This is a genomic window from Agromyces sp. MMS24-K17 (assembly GCF_043950245.1).
Classification (GTDB): Bacteria; Actinomycetota; Actinomycetes; order Actinomycetales; family Microbacteriaceae; genus Agromyces.
On record NZ_CP171640.1, the window covers coordinates 664,124 to 687,678 of the forward strand.

Sequence of the window (23,555 nt, forward strand, 5' to 3'; positions counted from 1 at the left end):
ACCCTCGCAAGATGCCGGACTCCCCCGACGACGACGCCCCCGCGCTGCGCCTCCCGTACGACGTCGGGGTCCTAGCCGACGCGCCGCTGCGCACCGAGCGGCTGGTGCTGCGCCCGCTCGAGGCATCCGACGCGCCCGACGTGTGGGAGTACCAGCGCCTGCCCGAGGTGCTGCGCTACATCCCGTGGCCGCGCCGGTCGCGCGAGGAGGGCTTCCTGCACACGGTGAAGCGCTCGGGCCTGCGGCGCCTGGCGCGCGACGGCGACGCCGTCATCGTCGCCATGGAACTGGTCGGCGAGCGGTCGATCTCGATCTGGGGCGACCGCGTGGTCGGCGACGTGATGCTCCGGGTGTCGAGCGCCGAGCACGCGCAGCTCGAGATCGGGTGGGTGCTCCACCCCGCGTTCCAGGGGCGCGGCCTCGCCGCCGAGGCGGCCGGCGCGGTGCTCGGGTACGCGTTCGACGTGCTCCGCCCGCACCGCGTGCAGGCCATCCTCGACGCGCGGAACACGGCCTCCGCGCGGCTCTGCGAACGGCTCGGGATGCGGCGCGAGGCCACCATCCTCGAGGAGGAGTACCACGACGGGGCGTGGGAGGACACGGCCGTCTACGGCATCCTCGCCCGCGAGTGGGCCGCACGCGGCTGAGGTCCGCGCTCGCGATGCCCCGCTCGCGGCGTTCACCCGGGCTCGGGGTGTAGCGTCTCCTCCGTGCATCCGCTCAGCTCGCAGCCCGGAGGGCAGCAGGAGGTCGTCGGCGCCAGCGCCGACCTGAGATGACCCCGCCCCGCGGTCGCGCTCCCGCGCGGCCCGGTTCCGCGACCCCGCACGACGGGTCATCCACTCCAGAACGAGCCGAGACAGGCGGGCCGTGCCGTGCCCGCCGGAGAGACATCCCATGCACCCCATCGACGAAGCAACCATCCGCGCCTCCTTCGTGAACGCCTCCAAGCGCGAGCGCGCCGCCCTCGCCCTGCCCGAGCAGTTCACCGACCTCGACTGGGAGGCCCGCGAGTTCCTCGGCTGGGTCGACCGCAAGCTGCCGCAGCAGGCGTACGTCATCGCCGAGCTCGACGGCGAGCCGGTCGGCGCCGTGCTGCGCCGCGCCGACGGCCGCATCCGCACCCGGCCGCAGTGCTCGTGGTGCGAGGACGTGCACCTGCCGAACGAGGTCGTGTTCTACACCGCGAAGCGGTCCGGCGACGCCGGCCGGCGCGGCGACACCATCGGCACGCTCGTCTGCGCGGCCTTCGAGTGCCCGCGGAACGTGCGGAAGCTGCCGCCCCTGGCGTACACCGGATTCGACCGGGAGGCCGCGCGGCAGCGCCGGATCGAGGCGCTCCGCGAGCACGTCACCGCCTTCGTGCGCGACGTGCGCGACGGCCGCTGAGGCGGGCGGGACTGCGCTGAGCCGCGAGCGGCACAGCCGCAGCGGATGAGGAGGATTCCGGCGTCACCCGGCGGGTCGGATGCCCCGGCCCGGCGTGTCGGCCGGAATCTCCTCATCCGCGCCGGGCGAGCCGATCGCGACCGCGCCCGGGCGCGCCCGCTACGCGCCGACGAGGCGGACGGCCAGGTACGCCTGGAGGTCGGCCAGCGGCACGCGCTCCTGCTGCATGGTGTCGCGGTCGCGGATGGTCACGGCGTCGTCGTCGAGCGAGTCGAAGTCGACGGTGATGCAGAACGGCGTGCCGATCTCGTCCTGGCGGCGGTAGCGACGGCCGATCGCACCGGCGTCGTCGAAGTCGACGTTCCAGTACTTGCGGAGGTTCGCGGCGACCTCGCGGGCCAGCGGCGAGAGGCGCTCGTTGCGGCTCAGCGGCAGCACGGCGGCCTTCACCGGCGCGAGGCGCGGGTCGAGCTTCAGCACCGTGCGCGAGTCGGTGCCGCCCTTCGCGTTCGGCACCTCCTCGACGTGGTACGCGTCGACGAGGAACGCCATCAGCGAGCGGGTGAGGCCCGCCGCGGGCTCGATGACGTAGGGCACCCAGCGCTCGTTCTTGGCCTGGTCGAAGTACGAGAGGTCCTTGCCCGAGTGCTTCGAGTGCGTCGACAGGTCGAAGTCGGTGCGGTTCGCGACGCCCTCGAGCTCGCCGAACTCGCTGCCGGTGAAGCCGAACTTGTACTCGATGTCGACGGTGCGCTTCGAGTAGTGGCTGAGCTTCTCCTTGGGGTGCTCGAAGAGGCGCAGGTTCTCGGGGTCGATGCCGAGGTCGACGTACCAGTTCCAGCGCTGGTCGATCCAGTACTGGTGCCATTCCTCGTCGGTGCCGGGCTCGACGAAGAACTCCATCTCCATCTGCTCGAACTCGCGCGTACGGAAGATGAAGTTGCCCGGCGTGATCTCGTTGCGGAACGACTTGCCGATCTGGCCGATGCCGAACGGCGGCTTCATGCGGGCCGCCTGGAGCACGTTGGCGAAGTTCACGAAGATGCCCTGCGCCGTCTCGGGGCGGAGGTAGTGCAGGCCCGACTCGTCGTCGAGCACGCCGAGGTACGTCTTCAGCAGGCCCGAGAAGGCGCGCGGCTCGGTCCACTGGCCGCGGGTGCCGCAGTTCGTGCAGACGATCTCGGCGAGGCCGCCCTCCGGGGCGCGGCCCTTCTTCTCCTCGAACTCCTCGATGAGGTGGTCCTCGCGGTAGCGCTTGTGGCAGTGCAGGCACTCGACGAGCGGGTCGGTGAAGACCTCGACGTGGCCCGACGCCTCCCACACGGCCTTCGGCAGGATGACGCTCGAGTCGAGCCCGACGACGTCGTCGCGGCCCTGCACCATGTACTGCCACCACTGGCGCTTGATGTTCTCCTTCAGCGCGACGCCGAGGGGGCCGTAGTCCCACGCAGACCGGGATCCGCCGTAGATCTCACCCGCCTGGAAGACGAAGCCCCGGTGCTGGGCGAGGGTGATGACGGAATCGAGCTTGCTGGGCGCGGCCATGGTGGCTCCAATGGGGCGGTCGACGGGAATGCGGCGCGAAGGCGTGCACCCACCATCCTACGGTCGGGACGCCGGAGCGCATGTCGCACGCCGCGTGCCGACGGGGCGGCGGGGCATCCGCCCGCTACCCTGAGGCCACGCGCTGGCGCTGGGGGGAGCCGAGGTGTGGGATTCGCTGCTCGAGGTCCGGATCGTCGATCCGGCGTTCCTCTACGCCTGGTACGGGCTGAGTGCGATCCTCGTGCTCTACCTCATCGCGAAGCAGTGGACGATCCGCTGGTTCCTCGTGGCGTTCATCGTGCTGTTCCTCGGCTTCCTGGCCGGCGGCGCGCTGCTGTGGGTCGCGGTGAACGTGCTGAACCTGTTCGGCGGCCCGGTCGACGACGCGGTGTGGGTGTGGGTGCCGGCCGCGTTCGCCGGGATCACCCTCGCGATCTGCAACCTGTGGGGGTCGCGATGGTGGCGGAAGCTCATCGCGATCGTGTCGATGGCCGTGTTCGCGCTGACGGCCGTGTTCGCGGTGAACGCCTCGACCGGCATCGACCGCACGCTCGCCTCCCTCCTGCACGTGAGCACGGCCGACGAGCTCACGCCGCCGCCGCTCCTCGACCCGGCGACGCCGACGCCGAGCGGGCCCCTGTACTCGTGGTGGCAGGCGCCCGAGGGCATGCCAGCCGAAGGCCGCACCGGCGAGGTCGCCGGAGGCATCCCGAACGCTGCGTCGGGCTTCGAGGCCCGGCCGGCGCAGCTCTACCTGCCGCCCGCCGCGCTCGTCGAGCAGCCGCCGCGGCTGCCCCTCGTGGTCTTCATGATGAGCCGGCCGGGCGACCCCGACGTGTCGTTCCTCGCCGAGACGCTCGACGCGTTCGCCGCCGACCACGCGGGGCTCGCGCCGATCGCGCTGGTGATCGACCAGCTCGGCGACCCGTGGAGCGACCCGCTCTGCCTCGACACCGACCGCGGCGCCGTCGAGACGTACGTCACGCAGGACGTCGTGCCGTGGGCTCGGGCGAGCCTCAACGTGCAGCAGGAGGCGCGGTTCTGGACGGTCGGCGGCTACGGCAACGGCGGGCAGTGCGCCCTGTCGTTCGGGGCGAAGGTCCCCGAGGTGTTCGGCAACGTGCTGGATGTCTCGGGCGAGGAGTTCCCCGGCGCCGACCGCGAGCAGGAGACGCTCGAGGAGGTCTTCGGCGGCGACGAGGTGGCCTACGAGATGGCGAAGCCGACCGCGATCATGGCGGCGAAGGCCCCGTACGCCGACAGCTGGGCGGTCTTCACGGTCGGGTCCCGCGACGGGCACGCCGAGGGGGCGACCGAGCGCAACGCCGCTGCGGCGACGACGGCGGGGATGCACGTGGTGACGCTCACGGTCGACGGCGCGGGGCACGGCGCCGACGCCCTCGTCGGCGGCCTGGAGGCCGGGTTCGAGGTGCTGTACCCGCGGCTCGAGCTCGCCCCGCCGCCCGAGGTGGAGGCCGAGGGCGATGCGGCCGCGCCCTCGGCGTGAGCGGGCGACGCACCCACGTAGGCTGGCACGGATGCCCCTCCCCGACCTGCTCGTCGCCGCGATCGCGCTCGTGCGCGACCGTCGCGTGCTCATGGTGACCGCCCGCGGCCGCGACGTGCACTACATGCCCGGCGGCAAGATCGACCCCGGCGAGACGGCCGCCGAGGCCGCCGCCCGCGAGGCGTTCGAGGAGGTCGCGCTCGACCTCGACGCCGACGGGCTCGAGGAGCTGTTCGAGGTGCGCACCCTCGCCCACGGCGAGCCCGAGGGCCGCCACGTGCGCATGCGCGTCTTCCGGGCGGTGACGGATGCCCCGCCCCGCGCCTCGGCCGAGGTCGGCGCCCTGCACTGGGTGACGACGGCCGACGCCGACCGGTGCCCGCCCGCCGGGCGCGAGGTGCTGCGCCTCCTCGCGGACGCCGACCTCATCGACTGAGCCGGCGGAGACCGCCGACACGGCGCAAGCCGGCCCGGCGCGGCTCGGCTCGGCTCACGCGGCGCGGAGCGCCGCCGGCGTCAGGTCGGCCGGGCTCGTGTGCCCGGAGAGCCCGAGCGTCAGGTCGAACTCCGCGACGACGTTGCGGACGACCTCGCCGACGCCGGTCGCCCCGGCCGCCGCGAGCCCGTACGCGTAGGGTCGACCGAGGCCCACCGCCGTCGCCCCGAGCGCGAGCGCGATGAGCACGTCGGCACCGCCCCGCACGCCCGAGTCGAGGATGACCGGCACCCGCCCCGCGACCCGCTCGACGATGCCGGGCAGCACGTCGATCGTCGGCGTCGATCGGTCGACCTGGCGACCGCCGTGGTTCGACACGACGATGCCGTCCATGCCGGCGTCGATCGCCCGCTCGGCGTCGTCGGGATGCAGCACGCCCTTCAGGAGCACCGGCAGGTCGGTCCACTCGCGCAGCTTCCCGAGCGACTCCCACGTGAGCGAGGCATCCGAGAACACGTCCAGGAACGTCTCGACCGCCGCGCGCGGGAGCGGCGAGCGCATCGCCTCGCCGAAACCGCCCGGCGCGAGCGCCGTGCCCGCTCCGGCGCGCGCGATGCCGACCGCCGCCGCGATGGACTTCGCGTTCACCCTCACCGGCGCCGCCGTCGGGTCGGACGCGCCGCGCCGCACCCGCTCGCGCACGAGCTCGGCGAACACCGGGTCGCTCGTGTACTGGGCGATGCCCTGCCCGCGCGTGAACGGCAGGAACGCGAGGTCGAGGTCGCGGGTGCGCCAGCCGAGCAGGTGCGTGTCGAGCGTCACGACGATCGCCTCGCAGCCGCACGCCTCGGCGCGCGCGAGGAACGACGCGTTGAGCTCGTCGGAGGCGCTCCAGTAGAGCTGGAACCAGCGGGCGCGGTCGCCCATCGCCTGCGCGACCTCCTCCATCGGCCGCGACGCCTGGTTCGACAGCACGTAGGGCACGTCGAGCGCGGCGGCCGCGCGCCCCACGGCGACGTCGGCGTCGGGATGGGCGAGCTCCATCACGCCGAGCGGCGAGAGGAGCAGCGGCGTCGACCGGCGCCGGCCGAGCAGCTCGATCGACAGGTCGCGCTCCGAGACATCCCGGAGCACCCGCGGGATCACCTGCCAGCGGGCGAACGCGGCCTCGTTCGCGGCCATCGTGTGCTCGGCGCCGGCCCCGCCGGCGAGGTACGCGAACGCCTCCGCGGAGAGCTTCCGCCGCGCCGCCGCCTCGAGGCCCTCGGGCGTCGTGGGCACCGCCGGCCGCACCCCGCCGATCCCGGCGCGGTAGACCGCCGATTGCACGCCGCGCGCGAACCCGCGCGAGGTGTCGAGCCGAGCCATCCGGACCTCCTCGTCCACCGCCGACGGCGACGCACCGCGGGCCATCGGCCTCATGCTAACGCCGCACCCCTCGGCCTAGACTGCCGGAATGGCGCACACCCGGTGGTTCCGACGCGGGGACCGGGTGGTGCGCATCGTCGAGTCGGGCCGGCCGGATGCCCCGCCCATCGTGCTGGTGCACGGCCTCGGCATGGCCCACGAGTACTGGCAGGACCTCGTCGATGCGCTCGGCAGCAACGCGCGCGTGCTCGCGCTCGACCTGCCGGGGTTCGGCGACTCCCCCGATCCCGCGGAGCCGCTGTCGATGCCGGAGGCGGGCGCGCTGCTGGGCGAGCTCCTCGACGAGGAGCAGCTCGTCGCGCCCACGCTCGTCGGCCACTCCACGGGCGCGCAGGTCGTCACCGAGACCGCCGCGCAACGCCCGGCGCTCGTCGGCCGGGTGGTGCTCATCGGCCCGACGGTCGACCCCCGCGAGCGCACGGTGCCGATGCAGGCGAGCCGGTTCCTCCAGGACCTCTCGCTCACGAACCCCAAGGTGCTCGCGGTCGGCCTGCACTCGTACGTCGAAGGCGGCATCGCCTGGTACGTGCGCAACCTGCGCCCGATGATCGAGCACCGCATCGAGCTCGCGCTCCCCGCCGTCGAGTCGCCGACGCTGGTCATCCGCGCGGAGCACGATCGCATCGTCCCCCGCGACTGGGGCCTCGAGGTCGCCCGGCTCGTGCCCGGCGTCCGGTACGTCGAGGTGCCCGGGCGCGGCCACGAGACCATGGTGACCGGCGCGCCGATCGTCGCCGACCTGATCGCCCGCCACGCCCGCGGCGAGGACGTCGGCGACGTGCCCGAGGTTGCCGTCGAGCGCGCCCCCGCACGCCGCCCCTTCCCGACGGCGCGGAAGGCGGGGGTCTGGATCGCCGACTACGTCTACGCCGGCCTGGCGCACGTGGCGGTGCCGCTCGCCGGCCGCACGCCCCGCGAATGGCTCCGAGGCGATCCCGCCCTGCCCGACGTGGTGCTGCTGCCCGGCGTCTACGAGCACTGGTCGTTCCTGCGCAAGCTCGGCGAGCGGATGCATCGCGCCGGCTACCGGGTGCGCACGGTGCACGGGCTCGGCGTGAACCGGGCGCCCATCCCCGAGACCGGCGAGAAGCTGCTGCGGGCCCTCGCCCGGATGCCGCGCCCCGCCGCCGGCCGCATCATCGTCGGGCACAGCAAGGGCGGGCTCATCGGCAAGTACGTGCTCGTGCACGAGACCGAGGCGGCCGCCGACCTCGGCGTGCTCGGCGTCGTCGCGGTGGCGACGCCGTTCGCCGGGTCGCGGCGCGCCGAGCTGCTGCGGTACGTCCCCAGCGTCGGCGAGCTGCTGCCGGATGCCCCGACGATCCTCACCCTCGGCGAGGCGTCGACCGTGAACGGGCGGATCGTCTCGGTGTTCGGCCCGTACGATCCGCACGTGCCGGACGGCAGCGAGGTCGAGGGGGCCACGAACGTGGTGGTGCCGGTGTCGGGCCACTTCCGCATCCTCGGCGCCCGGCAGACCGCCGACGCGGTCGTCGAAGGGCTCGAGCTCATCACCGCGCTGCCGCCCGTGCGGGGCGACGAGCCCGTGGTGGGCGACCTGGCGATCGACGAGGAGTCCGGCGCTCCGGCGGCCGAGGACTCGGTCGTCGAGTAGCGGGTCAGTGCACGTACTCCAGCAGGTCCGCGCCGATCTGCCGCATGCCGTCGAGCACCGCCAGCCGGCTCGACAGCGCCGTGTCGGCGAAGTACGTCGACACCGCGTACGCGACGCTCGCCCGCGGACCGCGGAGCACGCCGACCTCGCTGCGCACGCCGCCGTCGGTGCCGGTCTTGTTCATGAGCAGCACGTTGTGGTCGGGCATCCGGTGCGCCAGCGGGTCGAGGCCGAACGCGGACGCGACCATCGACAGGTCGGAGTTCAGCGAGAGCCATCCGACGACCCGCTGCGACACCTCGGGGCTCACGATCTCGCCGCGTGCGAGGGAGGCGAACAGCCAGGTGAGCTCCTTGGCCGACCCGATCGAGAGCTGCGGGGCGTCGTCGGGCCCGCGGTGGTCGCGCACCAGGTCGAGCAGCGCCGTGCGGGTGAGGCCGAGCTCCTCCGTGCGGGACCGCACCGATTGCAGGCCGACGTGACGCAGCAGCACGTTCGTCGCGAGGTTGTCGCTCGTGGCGCCGATCATGGCGGCGAGGTCGGCGATCGGCAGCGACGGCGACTGGAGGTGCTGCCAGATGCCCGAGTCGCCGACCGCGTCGCGCGGCGCCCGGTCGAGCACGGTGAACGCCTCGGGTGACGCCCCGGTGAGGCGCGAGGCGACCTCGATGAGCAGCAGCACCTTGCCGATCGACGCCGTCGGCATGACGACGTGGTCGTCGACCTCGAACAGCACGCGCCCCGACGCCAGGTCGGTGGCGCGCGCCGACACCTGCACGCCGCCGAGCGCGAGCTCGCTGAGCGCGTGGAATCCGCGCGAGAAGTCCTCGCTGCGGTCCTCGGTGGTGTGCCGTCCACGACCGGTCGCGCCGTGCCTCGCACGACGCCCGGACTGCTGCGACGACGTCACCACGGTGGCACGCTTCCTCTCTTGCGGACGGCGCTCCCCCGCCGCGAATCGCGGCGCGCTCGTGATCTGACGGTTCGGTCGACCCCGCCGACTACCAGATGGAGACCCGGTCGGCCGGGTCGAGCCAGAGGGCGTCGGAATTGGTCACGTCGAAGCCAGTGTAGAACTCGTCGATGTTGCGGACGATCTGGTTGCACCGGAACTCGTTCGGCGAGTGCGGATCGATCGCCAGCAGGCGCACGACCTCCTCGTCACGGCCCTTCAGCTGCCAGGCCTGCGCCCACGACAGGAAGAACCGCTGCGCGCCGGTGAGCCCGTCGAGCACGGGCGGCTCCTCGCCGCCGAGCGAGATCAGGTACGCCTTCCACGCGATCGCGAGGCCGCCGAGGTCGCCGATGTTCTCGCCGATCGTGAGCGCGCCGTTCACATGCTGCTCGCCGTCGCCGTCGAGCTGGGCGGGCACGAGGGCGTCGTACTGGTCGATGAGCGCCTTGGTGCGCTCCTCGAACGCGGCCCGGTCGGCCTCGGTCCACCAGTCGGTGAGGCGCCCGTCGCCGTCGTACTTCGAGCCCTGGTCGTCGAAGCCGTGGCCGATCTCGTGGCCGATGACGGCGCCGATGGCGCCGTAGTTCGCGGCGGCGTCGCGGCCGGCGTCGAAGAACGGGAACTGCAGGATCGCCGCCGGGAACACGATCTCGTTGAACCCGGGGTTGTAGTACGCGTTGATCGTCTGCGGGGTCATGAACCACTCGTCGCGGTCGATCGGCCGGCCGATCTTGCCCAGCTCGCGGTTGAACTCGAACTCGGCGGTCGCGCGCACGTTGCCGACGAGGTCGGCCGCGTCGACCTCGAGCGCCGAGTAGTCGCGCCACTTCACGGGGTAGCCGATCTTCGGCGTGAACTTCGAGAGCTTGTCGAGGGCCTTCGCCCGGGTCTCCTCGCCCATCCAGTCGAGCGTCGCGATCGACTGGCGGTACGCCTCGACGAGGTTCGCGACGAGGTCGTCCATCGCGACCTTCGCCGCCGGCGGGAAGTGCCGCTCGACGTAGATGCGGCCGACCGCCTCGCCCATCGCGCCCTCCACGAGGGAGACGCCCCGCTTCCACCGCTCGCGGATCTGCGGCGTGCCGGTGAGCGTGCGCCCGTAGAAGTCGAAGTTCGCCTCGACGAACTCGCTCGACAGGTACGCGGCGCTGGAGCGCACGACCTGCCACGCGAGCCAGTCGGTCCAGGCGTCGAGCCGGTCGGCGGTGAACAGCAGGCCCAGCCCCTCGACGAACGACGGCTGGCGCACGACCAGCTCGTCGAAGGCGCCGGCGGGCACGCCGAGCGCGTCGCGCCACACGGCGAGGTCGACGGGCGACTCCGCGGGGCCGGATGCCGCGCCGGCGACGTCGGCCCACGCGGTGAGGTTGTACGTCTTCTCGCTGTCGCGCGAGTCGACGTTCGTCCAGTGCACGGCCGCGATCTCGGCCTCGAGGTCGTAGACCCGAGCGGCCCGCGCCGCGGGCTCGTCGAGGCCGGCGAGGCGGAGCATCCGCTCGAGGTGCGCGCGGTACGCGTCGCGCACCGACGCGAAGCGCTCCTCACGGAAGTAGCTCTCGTCGGGCAGGCCGATGCCGCCCTGCTCGACGAAGACGAGGTAGCGCTCGGGGTCGCCCGGGTCGTTGTCGACGAAGAGCTGCGCGAAGCCGGCGATGCCCTGCCGCTCGAGCCGGCCGATCGCGGCGAGCAGCTCGGGCACGGATGCCACGGCCGCCGCCTCGGCGAGCAGCGGCGCGATCGGGGTCGCGCCGAGCGCCTCGACCCGTTCCTCGTCGAGGAAGCTCGCGAACAGGTCGCCGACCTTGCGCGCCTCGGTGCCGGGGTCGGCGCCCTGAGACTCCTGGATGATGTCGCGCACGGCGCGCTCGGCCTCCTCGTGGAGGACGATGAACGACCCGTACCGGGCCTTGTCGGCGGGGATCTCGGTGCGGTCGATCCACTTGCCGTTCACGTGGCGGAACAGGTCGTCCTGCGGGCGGACGGCCGGGTCCAGCTCGTCGAGGTCGATTCCGGAGGTGAGCGCGACGTCGGTCATCCCGCCAGCCTACGCATGCCGGGCGACGTCGCGGGGGCTCGGAGTTCCGGCCGGGGCATCCCGCCGCCGGGCCGCCCGTGCTTGGATGGTCGCACCATGAACACCGTCCTGAACGTCATCTGGGTCGTGCTCGCCGGCATCTGGCTCTGGATCAGCTACGTCTTCGTCGGCGTCGTGATGTGCATCCTGATCGTCACGATCCCGTGGGGCATCGCGTCGTTCCGCATCGCGGGGTACGCGATCTGGCCGTTCGGCCGCCGGGTGGTGCAGAAGCCGACCTTGGGCGTGTGGTCGTTCATCGGCAACGTGATCTGGGTCATCCTGGCCGGGTGGTGGCTGGCGCTCGAGCACCTCCTCACCGGCCTGCTGCTGTGCATCACGATCATCGGCATCCCGCTCGGCATCGCGAACTTCAAGCTCATCCCGGTGTCGCTGGCGCCGCTCGGCAAGGAGATCGTCGAGGACTGACGCGCGCGGCCGGGGCATCCGATCGGATGCCCCGGCCGCGGGCCGGACCGCTACTCGTACCGCAGTGCCGCGATCGGGTCGAGCCGCGCCGCCCGGCGCGCGGGCAGCGTGCCGGCGAGGAACGTGATCGCCATGACCGCGACGATCACGGCGCCGACGTTGAGCGGCTCGAACGCCAGCAGGTCGAAGCTCGGGAACTCGGCGAGGAACGTCGCTGCGGCGACCCCGTTCGCGGCCAGCCCGACGCCCCAGGCGGCGAGCACGCCGATCGCGCTGCCGACGAGCCCGATGAGCGTCGCCTCGAGGCTGAACAGCCCGAACACCCGACCCGAGGCCAGTCCGTTCGCCTTCATCAGCCCGATCTCGCGGGTGCGATCCTGCACCGACATGTAGAGCGTGTTGATCACGCCGAAGCCGGCGGCGAGCAGGGCGATGACCCCGAACGCGACCAGCACGGCCGTGATCGCGTCGAACACCTGCTTGACGATGCCGACCTGGTCGGCGACGGTCTGCCCCGTGAGGCCGAGCTCGGCGAGATCGTCCTCGACGCCGGCGACGGCCGCGGCGGACGTGTCGGCGAGCGTCGCGAACGCGAACCGCGGCGCCGGCGGGGCGTCGAGCCCCTCGTACGCGATCGCGGTGACGGCGGCCTGGGCGCCCTCGCTGTAGAAGAGGCGGCCCTGCACGAGGAGGCTCCCCTCGAAGACGCCCGAGACGGTCGCCTCGACCGTCTCGACGCGACCGAGGGGGTCGGCCACGCCGAGCTCGACCGGCTCGCCGACGGCGTCGGCGGCGGAGTCGAAGCCGAGCGCGGTGACGTAGTCGGGCGTGATGGCGATCTCGGCGGAACGCCGGTCGGCCGGGAGGTCGCCCGCGACGAGCGCGAGCCGCTGACCGGGCGCGATCATCTGGGCGGCGAGCACGAAGCTGCCCTCGTCCGTCGCGATCGAGAGCGGGCGACCTTCGGGGATCGGCGTGACCTCGGCGATCCCGTCGATGTCGCCCATGCGCGCCAGGTCGGCCGAGCCGAGCGTGGCGAACTGCGTGCCCTCCTGGTGCAGGGCGTCCTCGTCGAACGCCTGCGGACCGTCGCCCTGATCGTCGGTCGCCGGGAACACGACCATGACGTCGGCGGCCCCGAAGCTCGCGGTCTCCTGGTCGAGGTACCGGCCGACGCCGACGCCGATCGCCGTCGTGAGCATGATGGTGAACGCCGCGATGGCGATCGCGACGACGGTCAGGCTCGTGCGCGTCTTGTTCCGCCGCATGCCGGACTCGGCCATGCGCGCGGCATCCGTCACCCTCATGCGGCGCGGCTCCCCGGCTCAGCGCCGACGAGGGCGTCGCTCGCGCCGGCCGCGCCGGTCGCGCCGGTCGCGCCGGTCGGCTGATCGACGATCTCGCCGTCGCGGAGGTGGATGCGCCGGTCGAACCGCTCGGCGAAGCCGAGGTCGTGGGTGACGGTCACCAGCGTGATGCCCGTGCTGCGGTTGAGCTCGAACAGCAGGTCCTCGATGCGCTCGCCCGTCTGCGTGTCGAGGTTCCCGGTCGGCTCGTCGGCGAAGATGATCGCCGGGTCGTTCACCAGGGCGCGAGCGATCACCACGCGCTGCTTCTGGCCGCCCGACAGGTCGCTCGCCCGGTTGCGGTGCTTTTCGGCGAGCCCGACGGCCTCGAGCGCGGCCATGGCCCGCTCGCGGCGCTCCGACGGCCGCACCCGGCCGATCACGAGGGGCAGCTGCACGTTGTCGAGCACGCTCTGGCGCGCGTTCAGGAAGAACTGCTGGAACACGAAGCCGAAGTGCCGGTTGCGCAGGGCGTTCACCTGCGCCGGTCGCATCGCGCCGACCTCGTCGCCGGCGATCCGGAGCGACCCGGCGTCGGGGGTGTCGAGGAGCGCGAGCAGGTGCATCAGGGTCGACTTCCCCGAACCGGAACGTCCGACGATCGCGACGCGCTCCCCCGCGTCGATGTCGAGCGAGACCCCGCGCAGGGCGGCGTACGCGTGCGCTCCGCTGCCGTAGGTCCTGGTCAGTGCGCGGGCGCTGATGGCTGGCGCGACTCTCGTCATCGATGCTCCTTCTCGTGGGGCCGGGGTCCGCGTCGGACCGGAATCCGGTTGGGCGCGGCGCGGCACCGGTGGCGCGCCGCAGGGATTCGAGCCTCCCGCGGGCGGGGCACCCGGCCCCAGCCGACCCTCCCCCGAGCGGATCCGGGGGCTCTCCCCCGTGTCGCGGCCGCCGTACGCTCGAAGGCATCGTGACCTCGCCACCTCGCACCGTCGACCGGGACATCCTGCGCCTCGCCGTGCCCGCGCTCGGCGCGCTGATCGCGGAGCCGCTGTTCCTGCTCGCCGACACGGCGATGGTCGGGCACCTGGGCGCGACGCCGCTCGCGGGCCTGGGCCTCGCGAGCGCGATCCTGCAGACGATCATCGGCCTGATGGTGTTCCTCGCGTACGCCACGACGCCCGCGGTCGCCCGCCGCCTCGGCTCCGGCGACGAGCGCGGCGCCGTGGCGGCGGGCATCGACGGCCTCTGGCTGGCGCTCGCGCTGGGTGCGGTGCTGGCGGTGGCGGGATGGCTCGCCGCGCCCGGGCTCGTTGCCGTGTTCGGGGCATCCGCCGAGGTCGCCGAGGCCGCGACCACCTACCTGTCGATCTCCATGGCGGGGCTGCCGGCGATGCTGCTCGTGTTCGCGGCGACGGGCCTGCTGCGCGGCCTGCAGGACACGCGCACGCCGCTGTGGGTGGCGGGCATCGGGTTCGCGGCGAACATCGCGCTCAACTTCCTGTTCATCTACGGCCTCGGCTGGGGCATCGCCGGGTCGGCGGCCGGCACGGTGGTCGCCCAGTGGGGCATGGTGGCGGTCTACCTCGTGGTCGTCGCGCGGCACGCGACCCGCGTGGCCGCGCCGCCGTGGCCGCACCGGGCGGGCCTCCTGCGCGGTGCGGCGTCGGGCGGATGGCTGTTCCTGCGCACGGCGAGCCTGCGGGCGGCGCTGCTGCTGTCGACGTGGTCGGCGACGGCCCTCGGCCCGGACGAGCTGGCGGCGTACCAGGTCGCGATCTCGATCTACTTCACGCTCGGCTTCGCCCTCGACGCGCTCGCGATCGCCGCGCAGGCGCTGATCGGCAAGGGGCTCGGCGCGGGCGACGTCGGCGAGGTGCGCGCGGTGCTGCGGCGGTGCGTGCAGTGGGGCATCGGCGCCGGCGCCGCGATCGGTCTCCTGGTCGTCGCGACGGCGTGGGTGCTGCCGGGGCTGTTCACCTCGTCGGCCGCGGTCGCGTCGCTGCTGCCGCCGGCGCTCGTGGTGCTCGGCATCTCGGCCCCGCTCGGCGGCCTGGTGTTCGTGCTCGACGGCGTGCTGATCGGCGCGGGCGACGCCCGCTACCTCGCGTGGACGGGCCTCGTGAACCTCGCGGCCTACGCGCCGCTCGCGCTCGCGGCCGTCCGGTGGGCGGATGCCTCGGGCGCGACGGGTGCCGCGTCGCTGGCGTGGCTCATGGCGGCGTTCGCGATCGGGTACCTCGCGGCGCGCGCCGTCACGCTGTCGTGGCGGGCGCGCGGGTCGCGGTGGATGGTGACGGGGACGGTGTAGCCCCGCCCAGGCCCCGCGACGGCGCCGACACTCCGGGGCAAGGTACATTAGGGAAGACTTTTTCAGGATCAGGACGGAATCTGTGCACGACCACGAGGTGTTGCCGCTCGCACTGGGGCAGAACATCTTGGTCGTGACCCCCGACACGATCGGGCGGAGGATGGCCGGCCCCGCGATCCGCGCATACGAGATCGCCCAAGCGTTGACCGCAAACGGGGCGGACGTCCGACTGGTCTCTACGGTCGCGGCGTCGCGGGATGGCGCCCCATTCCCCATCTTCGCCGTCGACGATGATGCGCTCCGCGCGGAAGCCGCCTGGGCCGATGTCGTCGTGTTCCAGGGGCACATCCTCGACGCGTTCCCCTGGCTCGCCGCCGACGAGCACATCCTCGTCGCCGACGTCTACGACCCCATGCACCTCGAGGCGCTCGAGCAGTTCAAGGAACGCAATCCGCTCGAGCGCGAGCGCATCTCGCACCTGAGCGCCGAGGTGCTCAACGCCCAGCTGGAACGGGCGGACTTCCTCCTCTGCGCATCCGAGAAGCAGCGGGATTTCTGGCTCGGCCACCTGGCCGCGCTCGGTCGCGTCAACCCGGCGACCTACGACGACGATCCCAGCCTCCGGTCGCTGCTCGCGGTGGTCCCCTTCGGCATCCAGGAGGAGCGGCCGGTCCGATCGCGGAGCGCGATCAAGGGGACCGTTCCCGGCATCGCGACGACCGACAAGGTCATCCTCTGGGGCGGCGGCATCTACAACTGGTTCGACCCCATCACCCTCGTCCGGGCGGTCGCGAAGATCGCCGAACACCGCGATGACGTGCGGTTGTACTTCCTCGGCGTCCGACACCCCAACCCGCATGTGCCCGAGATGCAGGTCGCGGTCCAGACCCAGGCCCTCGCTGCGGAGCTCGGACTGACGGATCGAGTGGTGTTCTTCAACACCGGCTGGGTGGAGTACGAGGACCGCGCGAACTACCTGCTCGATGCCGATATCGGCGTGAGCACGCACTACGAGCACCTCGAGACGTCCTTCAGCTTCCGGACCCGCATCCTCGACTACCTGTGGGCGGGGCTCCCGATCGTGAGCACCGACGGCGACACCTTCGCTGACCTGATCCACGCGCATGGACTCGGGCGCGTGGTCCCCCCGGAGGACGTCGACGCCCTAGTGATCGCGCTCGAGGAGATCCTGGACGACGAGGCCGGCCGGTCGTCGATCACGGAGTCAATCGACGAGTTCTCCGAGCAGTACCGATGGAGCCGGACCCTCGCCCCGCTCGTCGAGTTCTGCGCGAAGCCTCAACCGGCGCCCGACCGACGCCGCCGTGTCGCGCTCGTACGCGACCGACGCGAGCAGGAACTCCACGACCACATCCTGAACCTCCGCCGCGAGGTGGGCGAGGTCCAGGACGCGTTCGCCGCGGTGCTCGTGCGCAAGTCATGGAGACTGACCGCACCGCTGCGATCAGCCTACGGGTTCATGCGCCGCACCCGTCGACGAATGAGCAGACACCCACTGGACCCGGCCTAGCGACGCCTCACCCACGACGGGCGGCGGGAGGCCACCGCGGCGACGCGCGCACGCAATTCCTCCAGTTCCTCCGTCGCCTCCAGCAACTCGGCCGCCGCGCGGTCCTCGGCATCTCGGTACCGCTCCAACTCGGCATCGCGTTGGGCCAGCAGGCCCCGCTGGTATTCCGTGGTCTGCTGCCGTGCCTCGATCGCGTTCGTGAGGCCGTTGAAGATCTGCTGCAGTGCCAGGTGCGCCTCGATCCGCGGCCGTACGGGCGTGCGCGCCGCTCGAAGGTGCGTTGCTGCGACGACGCGATCGAGCACGCTGCTGAGCCGGAACTCCTCGGCGTAGGCCGTGCGGAGGTGCTTCGCCGTCTCCGCGGCGGCGACGAAGCCACCCCGCAGTTCCCGGACGATCGTCTCGGCGTCCTTCGAGCCGAACCCCTCCCCGCGCCCTGAGAAGGTGTGCGCCCGCGCGACCTCGAAGTTCTCATCACCGAGCCAGCCCGGGCCCCCGAAGTGGTCGTAGCAGTACACCGGACGGCCACCCGCGAGCGCGTACTGCACGGTCTTGCCGATCGTCAGGACCGCATCCGCGTCGCGAAGGGTATCGGCCGTCACCGGCGCGGGTCGCGCCCCGGGCTGGTCGGCACGGCCGATGATCGTCACCTCCACCTCGCCGGCGAGCGAACCAATGGCCTCGATCACCTCGGGGGGCATGTGGTTCGACACGACGACGAGCCGCTCCAGAGCCGGCGGCTGCTCGGGGGGATCCGTGAAGAACTCGTCCGGAGCTGGATTCCCGAAGACCTGCACGCGCTCCGGCTCGATGCCATCGAACCAGCCGTTCGCGACATGGCGATCTCGGGCGACCGCCGAGGAGAAGAGTACGAGCGAGGCGAGGTCGGCCTCCAGCTCCCATGAGATGGGGAACTCCTGCGGCTGGATCGATGACATGTGATGGAAGACGAACGCCGTTCCGCCGGGGTTTCGCAGCAGCTCCTCCGGGATGAGTTGGTGATGGATCCAGGCCAGGTGCGGCGGGTCTTCGCGGAGGTGGGCCTCGAGGTCGCCATCGTCGAGTCGGAAGCACCGCACGGCCGGCAACTCGGCGAACCGGGCGAGCCAGTCGGCCGAGAAGCCGTAGCTCACGACCGTGACCCGCGCGCCGCGCGAGGCGAGATGCCGGACGAGCTCGTAGGTGACGACCTCCGAGCCGGCGAGCTCGAACAGGTTGAGCTGCGTCACCACGACATGACGACCGTCGAAGTCCAAGCTCGCCTCCTCTGCGCAATGACGCGACGCTACCACCCGCGTGCGAGCCCGCGTTGTGTACCCTTGCATGGCTGCCGGAGGAGAGGATGCCAGTGGGCTCGACATCGCTCGAGGCGACGCCGAAGCGACGTCATCACCTTCGCGAGCTGATCGGCGATGAGCCGTGGAGTCGGTTCTGGGTCGTCGTCTCCGCCTTCGCCGTCCTCGTCTTCACCTTCGGTGCGATCCAGATCGCGCGGCTGACGATGCTCTCCGCCTACGACGAAGCGGCGCACCTCGACTACGCGTGGAAGGTCGCACACGGTCAGTTGCCCTTCCCGGGATCCCTCCTCTCCCCCGAGACCCTCGACTCATGGTCGTGCCGTGGGCAGCACAACCTCACCCTGCCGGCCTGCGGATCCGCCGCGGGCAACGGTGACTACCCGGCGCGGGGTGAGAACTACCTCATGCACCCGCCGGTGTTCTACGCGGTGTCGGGTGCGTTTGCCCGGGCCGTGTCCGCGCTCGGCATCGTCGACTTCGCCGATGCCGCGCGATTCGCGAGCCTGATCTGGCTGCTCGCCGGGATGGTCGTCCTCTACGCCGCGCTGCTCGTCTGGCGCATGCCCTGGAAGGTGGCCGCGCCGGTCGTCGCGATCATCCCCTCCATCCACATGATCTTCCAGTCGTCGACGACGGTGAACAACGACGCCTCCGCGGTGTTCGCAGGCGGCTTGGCGGTCTATGCACTCGGCCGGGCATTGAAGGACGGTCGATATGGCTTCCTCTTCCCGACAGCGGTGACCTTCGTCGTCGCCTCCCTCAAGGTCCTGAACGCCATCCCGATGATCGGCGTCGCCGGAGCCTTGATCGTCGCGGCTGCATTGAACCGCGGCTCCAGCGAGTTCCCGCGTATCCGACAGGCGCTTTTCAGCGCCGCCGGCATCGTAGGCGCCACGCTCCTCGTCAACATCGGCTGGAACCTGGTCCGATCGGCGACCAAGACCCCCGGTTGGGTGAGCCCGAACGCCGGAGTGAATTCGCGGGACATCACCGGCCTCCCCTTCGACGAGTGGGTGAAGACGGTGTTCAGCGGAATGACGTCGATCGGCTACGGCTATGTCCGGCCTGACGCGCACGCGGAGCCCGACATCGCCTGGACCTCCCTCCTCTCCGTGATCCTGCTGGTGGCGCCGTTCGTCGTGCTCGTGGTCTTCCGGGAGCATGACGCCCGCTGGTACATCGGTGCCGCGGCCGTCGGCGCGATGCTCGCGCTGCCCGCGTCTGTCCAGCTCCAGACCTACCTCGCCTCCGGCGGGACCTCGTACTTCCCGGGTATCAGCATGCGATACGGGTTGAGCACCGTGCCCCTGCTGTTCGCGGCCGCATCGGTCGTCGTCCATGAACGCCGCTGGACCATCGCGGCCTGGGTGACGGCGGGTGCCGCCGTCGTCGTGCTGGCCTACTCCAGCCTCTTCGCCTGACTGTCGAAACCCCACCGCGTCGAGTCGACGAGCGGTTGGTTCGGAACCCCGTAGCGCAGGATCTTCGTATGCTCGAGGGTCTCCTCCAGCAGCACCCGGTTCGTGCGCAGGAGGTCGGCGAGGACGCCGAGCGCGAAGGCCAATAGCGAACCGACGAGCAGTGCGACGCCGAGCAGCAGGGATTGGATGTGCTGCCCCGCGTCCTCGCTGAACATGGTGATGAGGAGGAGGTACCTCAGGAAGGGGATGAGCGCCCCGGCGAGCATGACGGCCGCGATCCACGCGAAGAACACGAACGGACGGTACATGAGGTAGCTGCGCAGGATCGCCTGCGCGGACTTCGTGACGTGCTGGCCGGTGGACGTGAACAGCCGCGACTCTCTGGTCTTCGGATTGGTGTCGATCTCGACGCTGGCGATGGCGAGCCGTTTGTTGCCCGCCTGGATGATCGTCTCCATGCAGTAGCTGAATCGCGTGACGATGTTGAGTCGAAGCAGCGAGGCTTTCGAGTACGCCCGGAATCCGCTCGCGGCATCCGGCAATCGCGTGCCGGCGGCCTGGTTGACGACCCAGCTGCCGAGTCTCTGCAGCTTCTTCTTGGCGCGCGAGAAGTGCTCAATGGTGTGGGTCTGGCGATCGCCGATCACGATGTCGGCCTCACCCGCGATGATCGGGGCGACGAGGTCGGGGATGCGATCCTGCGGGTACTGGTTGTCGCCGTCGGTGTTGACGACGATGTCGGCCCCGTGCATCAGCGCGTAGTCGACCCCATCTCGGAACGATCGCGCGAGCCCCATGTTGCGACTGTGGCGCACGATGTGCGTGACTCCGAGCGCGCGAGCCACCTCGACGGTCCGGTCGGTCGACCCGTCGTCGATGATGAGGATCTCGATCTCGTCGACGCCCGGGATCCGGCTGGGGATGCTCGAGAGGACGACCGGCAGCGTCTCCTCCTCGTTCAGGCAAGGGATCTGAACGAACACTTTCACGAGGCCGCACTCCGGGCAGGCCTGCGATCTGCAGTCTCAGCCGCGATCCCACGGACGGCTTCGGCGATGAGGTCGGCCTGCTCGAGGGAGCGCGCCTTCACGGCCGGGAGGTACTCGTCGAGCTTTGCCTTCACCTTGTCCCGACACTCCTCGAGATCGGCGAACCGTTTCCGGAGGTGGTCCGGTGTCAGCATGTCGTGACCGAACGCCCACTCCTCGAGATCGAACATCTCGAGGACCTCACGGTACTTGTGGCTCCAGCCGATGACGAGCGTCGGCACCGCCATCGCGAGCGAGGAGACCATCGCGTGGAACCGGCTCGCGACGAAGAGGTCGCACCGCCCGATGAGGTACCGCAGCTGCTGCGAGCTCAGCTCGCGATCGACCACGAGCACATCGTCGGTCGACGTCAGTCGCGACCGGATCTCCCGGCAGAGCGGAAGGTCGTTGTTGTGGGTCTTGTCCGTGCCGGAACGCGCGCTGTGCGGCAGCACCAGCACACGCTTCCCCTCGGACCGGAGCTGCTCGACGAAGATCGCGATCTGGCCCGCATAGTCGCCGCCGCGGGCGTCGACCTTCTTCTGCAGCACTGCACTCGGCGAGATGCCGACGACGGGCGCCCCATCGAAGAATGCGAGGTCGAGGTGCTCGGCCACCTCGTCGCGCTCGTGTCCCGAGAGTCCGAGCGAGAACGCGTAGTCGGCACCGGCGACGAGGTTGGCGAGCCCCAGGCGTTCCGCATGGTCGTGCGTGATGCGGCCGCGGGTGACGATCGTGCGGACCTTCGGGAGGAACGTGCGCGACGCGAACCGGTTGACCGGGTTCTGGAACGGCCCGATCGCCTGGGCGCATTTGAACACCGGCGTCCGCACGTTCAGCGCCGGGAGGATCGAGGCGACGTTGTAGAGCAGGAACTTCTCGCGGCCGTCCGTGAACGTGATACCGCCCTGGTCGAGCAGCAGCTGGGAGCCCACGAGCGCCTCGACGGCCCTCGACCGAGAGCGGATGAGCCTGCGCAGCGGCGGGAGCACCCGATACGCGAGCGCGAGCGTGTTGATCGTCACACCGAGCTGACGGGGATTCGCGGGGACGATCGCGACGTTCGGGAACCGGTTCTGGGCAGCATCCTCGGCCGGATACATGCTGAGCAGGGTGAACTCGACGTCGCCGAGGCGCTCGGTGAGGGTCTGCACCGCTGACTCGAGCATCGCCGACGCCCCCTTGTTGCCGGCGATCGCCGAGCCGATGATCGTGAGGCGGTACGCGCTCATGGGCGGAACTCCTTCGGGATGGATCGGCGCACGCCAGCATAAAGGAGCGCGACGATTCCATCGCTGGCCGTGCTGATCAGGCGCGCGAGCAGCGAGACGACGATAGCCGCCGTCACGGGCATGAAGAAGCCGAGGAGCAGCACGACGACGCCCTCGCGCACGCCGAGGCCGCTCGGGACGAATACCGCGAGGATGCCGATCGCGCCGGCGAGGACGTAGGCGGAGGCGAGCGGGAGCCAGTCGCTCGGCTCGACGTCGGTGACCGTCGCGGCGATGAGCACGAACCCGACGCCGTTCAACACTCGAGGGCCGAGGAACTCGAAAAGGAACCCGACGACCTTCGGCGTCCGGAGGAAGTACTCCTCGGGCGGCACCTCCTGCTTGAGCGCCCGCCGCAGGAGCACGGACATCACGCGATGGAAGACCGGTCGATACACGAACGCTGCCAGCGGCAGGATGATGAGGGTGGGGAGCAGTATGGTCGGCGCGTTCGCGCCGAGCGTCTCGGGGCCGAGAGCGAATGCCAGGACGACGAGGCTCGGCACGATCGACACAATCTGGAGGAACACGTTCTCGTAGACGAAGGTGATCACCACGAGCACGCGGCTGATCTGCTTCTTGCCTGCCCATATCACCTTGTTCACCACCGAGCCGACCTGCCCGGGGATGTACTTCAGCAGCCAGGATGCGCACTGCACGGCGACGGCCTCGGCGAGCGAGACCTCCGCGTCGGGCGAGAGGGTGCGGAGGATTCGACCCCACAGATATCCCGTCAGTGGGACGGCTGCGGCGAACAGCACCCCGGCCACCAGCCACCACCAACTGAACTCGAGGTGCTGGGCGGCGACTTGGTCCCAGTTCCGGATGAGGGTTATCACGAAGAAGCATCCGACGGCCCCGATCACGACGATGGCGACGACGGAGCGGAGCACCCGCGGCCATCGCCGCCGCCGCTCCGGCGCGCGGTCGGTCATCGTCCGATCGGGTTGTAGCGCCTGAAGGTGTCGAGTTCCTTCTTCTGCGAGAACGGGACCATCCCCTCGGGATGCGCGTAGCCGATGGCGACGAGCATGACGACGCGGTCCGAGAGGTCGAGGCCCAGCGTCTTCTGCATTTTCCGTTCGAGCGGCTCGAAGTCCGGCCAGTTGATGATGCACGAGCTGAGGCCCAGCGTCTCGAGGGCGAGGATGAACGACATCGCAGCGAGCGATCCGTCGACGTAGATCGCGTGTCGGTCGCGGGGGCTGAAGTACGCGCCGAGCTTGCCCACGACCACCGCGATCGCCGGGATGTTGTCGCCGTACCCCGCCGCGCCGAACGGGATCGACGACACGGCGCGCACCTGCGTTTTTTCGTCGAAGATGAGGAACTCGTACGGGAGTCGATTGCATGCCGTCGGAGCCTGGCTCGCGACGAGCAGCGCCTGATCGATGAGTTCCCTCGGCACCGGTCGCTGCTCGAACCACCGGACGCTGCGCCGCTGCGCCGCCAGCTCTGCGAGCCGGTCGTAGTCGACCGGTCCTCCCGCGAGCTTCAGGCGGGGCACCTTCCCGGTGAACTCGCCCCCGTACGCTGCGCCCTCGAAGCTGCGGCGGGCGGCCGCAACCGTGGCATCCGACCCGCTCGAGACCCGGAAGTACTCGGTGAGCACGTCGTGGGCCCACGCCAGCTCGCTCCGCTCCATCGTGCCGGGCTTCGCACGGTCCTGCGCGACGGCATCGGCGTAGAACTCGAGCGTTTCGGCGATGTAGTCGCGCGCGAACACCTCGCGCCGCGGCCGCATGATGAGGCCCTTCTCGAGTCGGTGCACGTTGCGGCGCAACTCGACATGACTCAGCCGATCACGTCGCTTGTTGCGGTAGTAGTCCCGGCGCCCCCGCAGCACGGCCGACTGCTCGCGGTTGAAGGTGATGAAGCTCACGAAGTAGAAGAGGTGGGTGAGCAGCCGACTCGATCCGAACGTCTCGAGGATGGCCCGGTTCACAAACTCGTAGACCCGACGGATCCAGGTGATCGCGAGCAGGTCCTTCGCGATCCGCTTGAGAGTGTTGAGCAATGGGACTCCAG

Annotated in this window: 20 protein-coding genes; 9 read left to right on the plus strand and 11 right to left on the minus strand. The window is 71.0% G+C overall.

All coding sequences use genetic code 11. The features are described from left to right. Positions 1–11 precede the first annotated feature (11 nt). Positions 12–647 (plus strand): GNAT family N-acetyltransferase, encoded by a 636-nt coding sequence (locus ACGGZK_RS02925; protein WP_395244769.1) that lies wholly within the window; start codon positions 12–14, stop codon positions 645–647. Positions 648–897: 250 nt separating this feature from the next. Then, positions 898–1,389: an FBP domain-containing protein gene (locus ACGGZK_RS02930; protein ID WP_395244770.1), complete on the plus strand. Its 492-nt coding sequence runs from the start codon at positions 898–900 to the stop codon at positions 1,387–1,389. A gap of 159 nt (positions 1,390–1,548) precedes the next feature. Here ACGGZK_RS02930 and ACGGZK_RS02935 read toward each other — a convergent pair whose 3' ends face one another. After that, positions 1,549–2,934, minus strand: a complete 1,386-nt coding sequence (locus tag ACGGZK_RS02935) for a glycine--tRNA ligase (protein ID WP_395244771.1) — start codon at positions 2,932–2,934, stop codon at positions 1,549–1,551. A 163-nt stretch (positions 2,935–3,097) separates the two neighbouring features. Here ACGGZK_RS02935 and ACGGZK_RS02940 point away from each other — a divergent pair, with 163 nt between their 5' ends. Continuing rightward, positions 3,098–4,441 carry an alpha/beta hydrolase gene (locus tag ACGGZK_RS02940; protein WP_395244772.1) on the plus strand — a complete coding sequence of 448 codons (1,344 nt, stop codon included), beginning with the start codon at positions 3,098–3,100 and terminating at the stop codon, positions 4,439–4,441. A gap of 31 nt (positions 4,442–4,472) precedes the next feature. After that, positions 4,473–4,877: an NUDIX domain-containing protein gene (locus tag ACGGZK_RS02945; protein ID WP_395244773.1), complete on the plus strand. Its 405-nt coding sequence runs from the start codon at positions 4,473–4,475 to the stop codon at positions 4,875–4,877. Between the two features lie 54 nt (positions 4,878–4,931). On the opposite strand, the gene ACGGZK_RS02950 is transcribed toward ACGGZK_RS02945, so the two are convergent. Continuing rightward, positions 4,932–6,245 (minus strand): alpha-hydroxy-acid oxidizing protein, encoded by a 1,314-nt coding sequence (locus tag ACGGZK_RS02950; protein ID WP_395244774.1) that lies wholly within the window; start codon positions 6,243–6,245, stop codon positions 4,932–4,934. An 88-nt stretch (positions 6,246–6,333) separates the two neighbouring features. Here ACGGZK_RS02950 and ACGGZK_RS02955 point away from each other — a divergent pair, with 88 nt between their 5' ends. Continuing rightward, positions 6,334–7,920: an alpha/beta fold hydrolase gene (locus ACGGZK_RS02955; protein ID WP_395244775.1), complete on the plus strand. Its 1,587-nt coding sequence runs from the start codon at positions 6,334–6,336 to the stop codon at positions 7,918–7,920. 4 nt (positions 7,921–7,924) lie between these two features. Here ACGGZK_RS02955 and ACGGZK_RS02960 read toward each other — a convergent pair whose 3' ends face one another. Both ACGGZK_RS02960 and ACGGZK_RS02965 read right to left on the minus strand, forming a co-directional pair. Continuing rightward, a complete protein-coding gene (locus ACGGZK_RS02960) occupies positions 7,925–8,833 on the minus strand; it encodes a serine hydrolase (protein ID WP_395244776.1) in 909 nt (302 codons plus the stop codon). 88 nt (positions 8,834–8,921) lie between these two features. Next, complete coding sequence (locus ACGGZK_RS02965; RefSeq protein WP_395244777.1) at positions 8,922–10,910, minus strand: M13 family metallopeptidase; 1,989 nt, start codon at positions 10,908–10,910, stop codon at positions 8,922–8,924. A 96-nt stretch (positions 10,911–11,006) separates the two neighbouring features. On the opposite strand from ACGGZK_RS02965, the gene ACGGZK_RS02970 reads away from it, so the two are divergent. After that, the gene (locus ACGGZK_RS02970) at positions 11,007–11,378 is read left to right on the plus strand and encodes a YccF domain-containing protein (protein ID WP_395244778.1); all 372 of its coding nucleotides are present in this window, start codon (positions 11,007–11,009) and stop codon (positions 11,376–11,378) included. A 50-nt stretch (positions 11,379–11,428) separates the two neighbouring features. Here the strand turns inward: ACGGZK_RS02970 and ACGGZK_RS02975 are convergent, their stop codons facing one another. After that, positions 11,429–12,685 (minus strand): ABC transporter permease, encoded by a 1,257-nt coding sequence (locus ACGGZK_RS02975; RefSeq protein ID WP_395244779.1) that lies wholly within the window; start codon positions 12,683–12,685, stop codon positions 11,429–11,431. Beyond that, on the minus strand, positions 12,682–13,449 hold the full coding sequence (locus ACGGZK_RS02980; protein ID WP_395244780.1) for an ABC transporter ATP-binding protein: 768 nt from the start codon (positions 13,447–13,449) through the stop codon (positions 12,682–12,684). The genes ACGGZK_RS02975 and ACGGZK_RS02980 overlap by 4 nt, the downstream gene beginning before the upstream one ends. A 188-nt stretch (positions 13,450–13,637) precedes the next feature. On the opposite strand from ACGGZK_RS02980, the gene ACGGZK_RS02985 reads away from it, so the two are divergent. Both ACGGZK_RS02985 and ACGGZK_RS02990 read left to right on the plus strand, forming a co-directional pair. Then, complete coding sequence (locus tag ACGGZK_RS02985) at positions 13,638–14,978, plus strand: MATE family efflux transporter (protein ID WP_395244781.1); 1,341 nt, start codon at positions 13,638–13,640, stop codon at positions 14,976–14,978. 331 nt (positions 14,979–15,309) lie between these two features. Next, positions 15,310–16,509, plus strand: a complete 1,200-nt coding sequence (locus ACGGZK_RS02990; RefSeq protein ID WP_395244782.1) for a glycosyltransferase — start codon at positions 15,310–15,312, stop codon at positions 16,507–16,509. On the opposite strand, the gene ACGGZK_RS02995 is transcribed toward ACGGZK_RS02990, so the two are convergent. Then, complete coding sequence (locus tag ACGGZK_RS02995; protein ID WP_395244783.1) at positions 16,506–17,765, minus strand: glycosyltransferase; 1,260 nt, start codon at positions 17,763–17,765, stop codon at positions 16,506–16,508. The genes ACGGZK_RS02990 and ACGGZK_RS02995 overlap by 4 nt on opposite strands. 92 nt (positions 17,766–17,857) lie before the next feature. On the opposite strand from ACGGZK_RS02995, the gene ACGGZK_RS03000 reads away from it, so the two are divergent. Then, a complete protein-coding gene (locus ACGGZK_RS03000) occupies positions 17,858–19,228 on the plus strand; it encodes a hypothetical protein (protein WP_395244784.1) in 1,371 nt (456 codons plus the stop codon). Here ACGGZK_RS03000 and ACGGZK_RS03005 read toward each other — a convergent pair. Genes ACGGZK_RS03005 through ACGGZK_RS03020 form a run of 4 tightly spaced genes read right to left on the minus strand, consistent with a single transcriptional unit; the run spans position 19,207 to position 23,544 of the window. Beyond that, on the minus strand, positions 19,207–20,217 hold the full coding sequence (locus ACGGZK_RS03005; protein ID WP_395244785.1) for a glycosyltransferase family 2 protein: 1,011 nt from the start codon (positions 20,215–20,217) through the stop codon (positions 19,207–19,209). The two genes, ACGGZK_RS03000 and ACGGZK_RS03005, sit on opposite strands and share 22 nt — an antisense overlap. Then, positions 20,214–21,488 (minus strand): polysaccharide pyruvyl transferase family protein, encoded by a 1,275-nt coding sequence (locus tag ACGGZK_RS03010; protein WP_395244786.1) that lies wholly within the window; start codon positions 21,486–21,488, stop codon positions 20,214–20,216. The genes ACGGZK_RS03005 and ACGGZK_RS03010 overlap by 4 nt, the downstream gene beginning before the upstream one ends. Beyond that, positions 21,485–22,462: a lysylphosphatidylglycerol synthase domain-containing protein gene (locus ACGGZK_RS03015; protein WP_395244787.1), complete on the minus strand. Its 978-nt coding sequence runs from the start codon at positions 22,460–22,462 to the stop codon at positions 21,485–21,487. Before ACGGZK_RS03015 ends, ACGGZK_RS03010 begins: the two co-directional genes overlap by 4 nt. Then, entirely contained in the window at positions 22,459–23,544 is a 1,086-nt protein-coding gene (locus tag ACGGZK_RS03020) for a nitroreductase family protein (RefSeq protein ID WP_395244788.1), read from the minus strand. Before ACGGZK_RS03020 ends, ACGGZK_RS03015 begins: the two co-directional genes overlap by 4 nt. Positions 23,545–23,555: the final 11 nt, after the last annotated feature.

Coding starts and splice junctions, on each gene's coding strand:
- ACGGZK_RS02925 (WP_395244769.1), top strand. CDS start 12: ATGCCGGACTCCCCCGACGACGACGCCCCCGCGCTGCGCCTCCCGTAC.
- ACGGZK_RS02970 (WP_395244778.1), top strand. CDS start 11,007: ATGAACACCGTCCTGAACGTCATCTGGGTCGTGCTCGCCGGCATCTGG.
- ACGGZK_RS02980 (WP_395244780.1), bottom strand. CDS start 13,449: ATGACGAGAGTCGCGCCAGCCATCAGCGCCCGCGCACTGACCAGGACC.
- ACGGZK_RS02945 (WP_395244773.1), top strand. CDS start 4,473: ATGCCCCTCCCCGACCTGCTCGTCGCCGCGATCGCGCTCGTGCGCGAC.
- ACGGZK_RS03010 (WP_395244786.1), bottom strand. CDS start 21,488: ATGAGCGCGTACCGCCTCACGATCATCGGCTCGGCGATCGCCGGCAAC.
- ACGGZK_RS02955 (WP_395244775.1), top strand. CDS start 6,334: ATGGCGCACACCCGGTGGTTCCGACGCGGGGACCGGGTGGTGCGCATC.
- ACGGZK_RS02930 (WP_395244770.1), top strand. CDS start 898: ATGCACCCCATCGACGAAGCAACCATCCGCGCCTCCTTCGTGAACGCC.
- ACGGZK_RS02975 (WP_395244779.1), bottom strand. CDS start 12,685: ATGAGGGTGACGGATGCCGCGCGCATGGCCGAGTCCGGCATGCGGCGG.
- ACGGZK_RS03015 (WP_395244787.1), bottom strand. CDS start 22,462: ATGACCGACCGCGCGCCGGAGCGGCGGCGGCGATGGCCGCGGGTGCTC.
- ACGGZK_RS02950 (WP_395244774.1), bottom strand. CDS start 6,245: ATGGCTCGGCTCGACACCTCGCGCGGGTTCGCGCGCGGCGTGCAATCG.
- ACGGZK_RS02935 (WP_395244771.1), bottom strand. CDS start 2,934: ATGGCCGCGCCCAGCAAGCTCGATTCCGTCATCACCCTCGCCCAGCAC.
- ACGGZK_RS02965 (WP_395244777.1), bottom strand. CDS start 10,910: ATGACCGACGTCGCGCTCACCTCCGGAATCGACCTCGACGAGCTGGAC.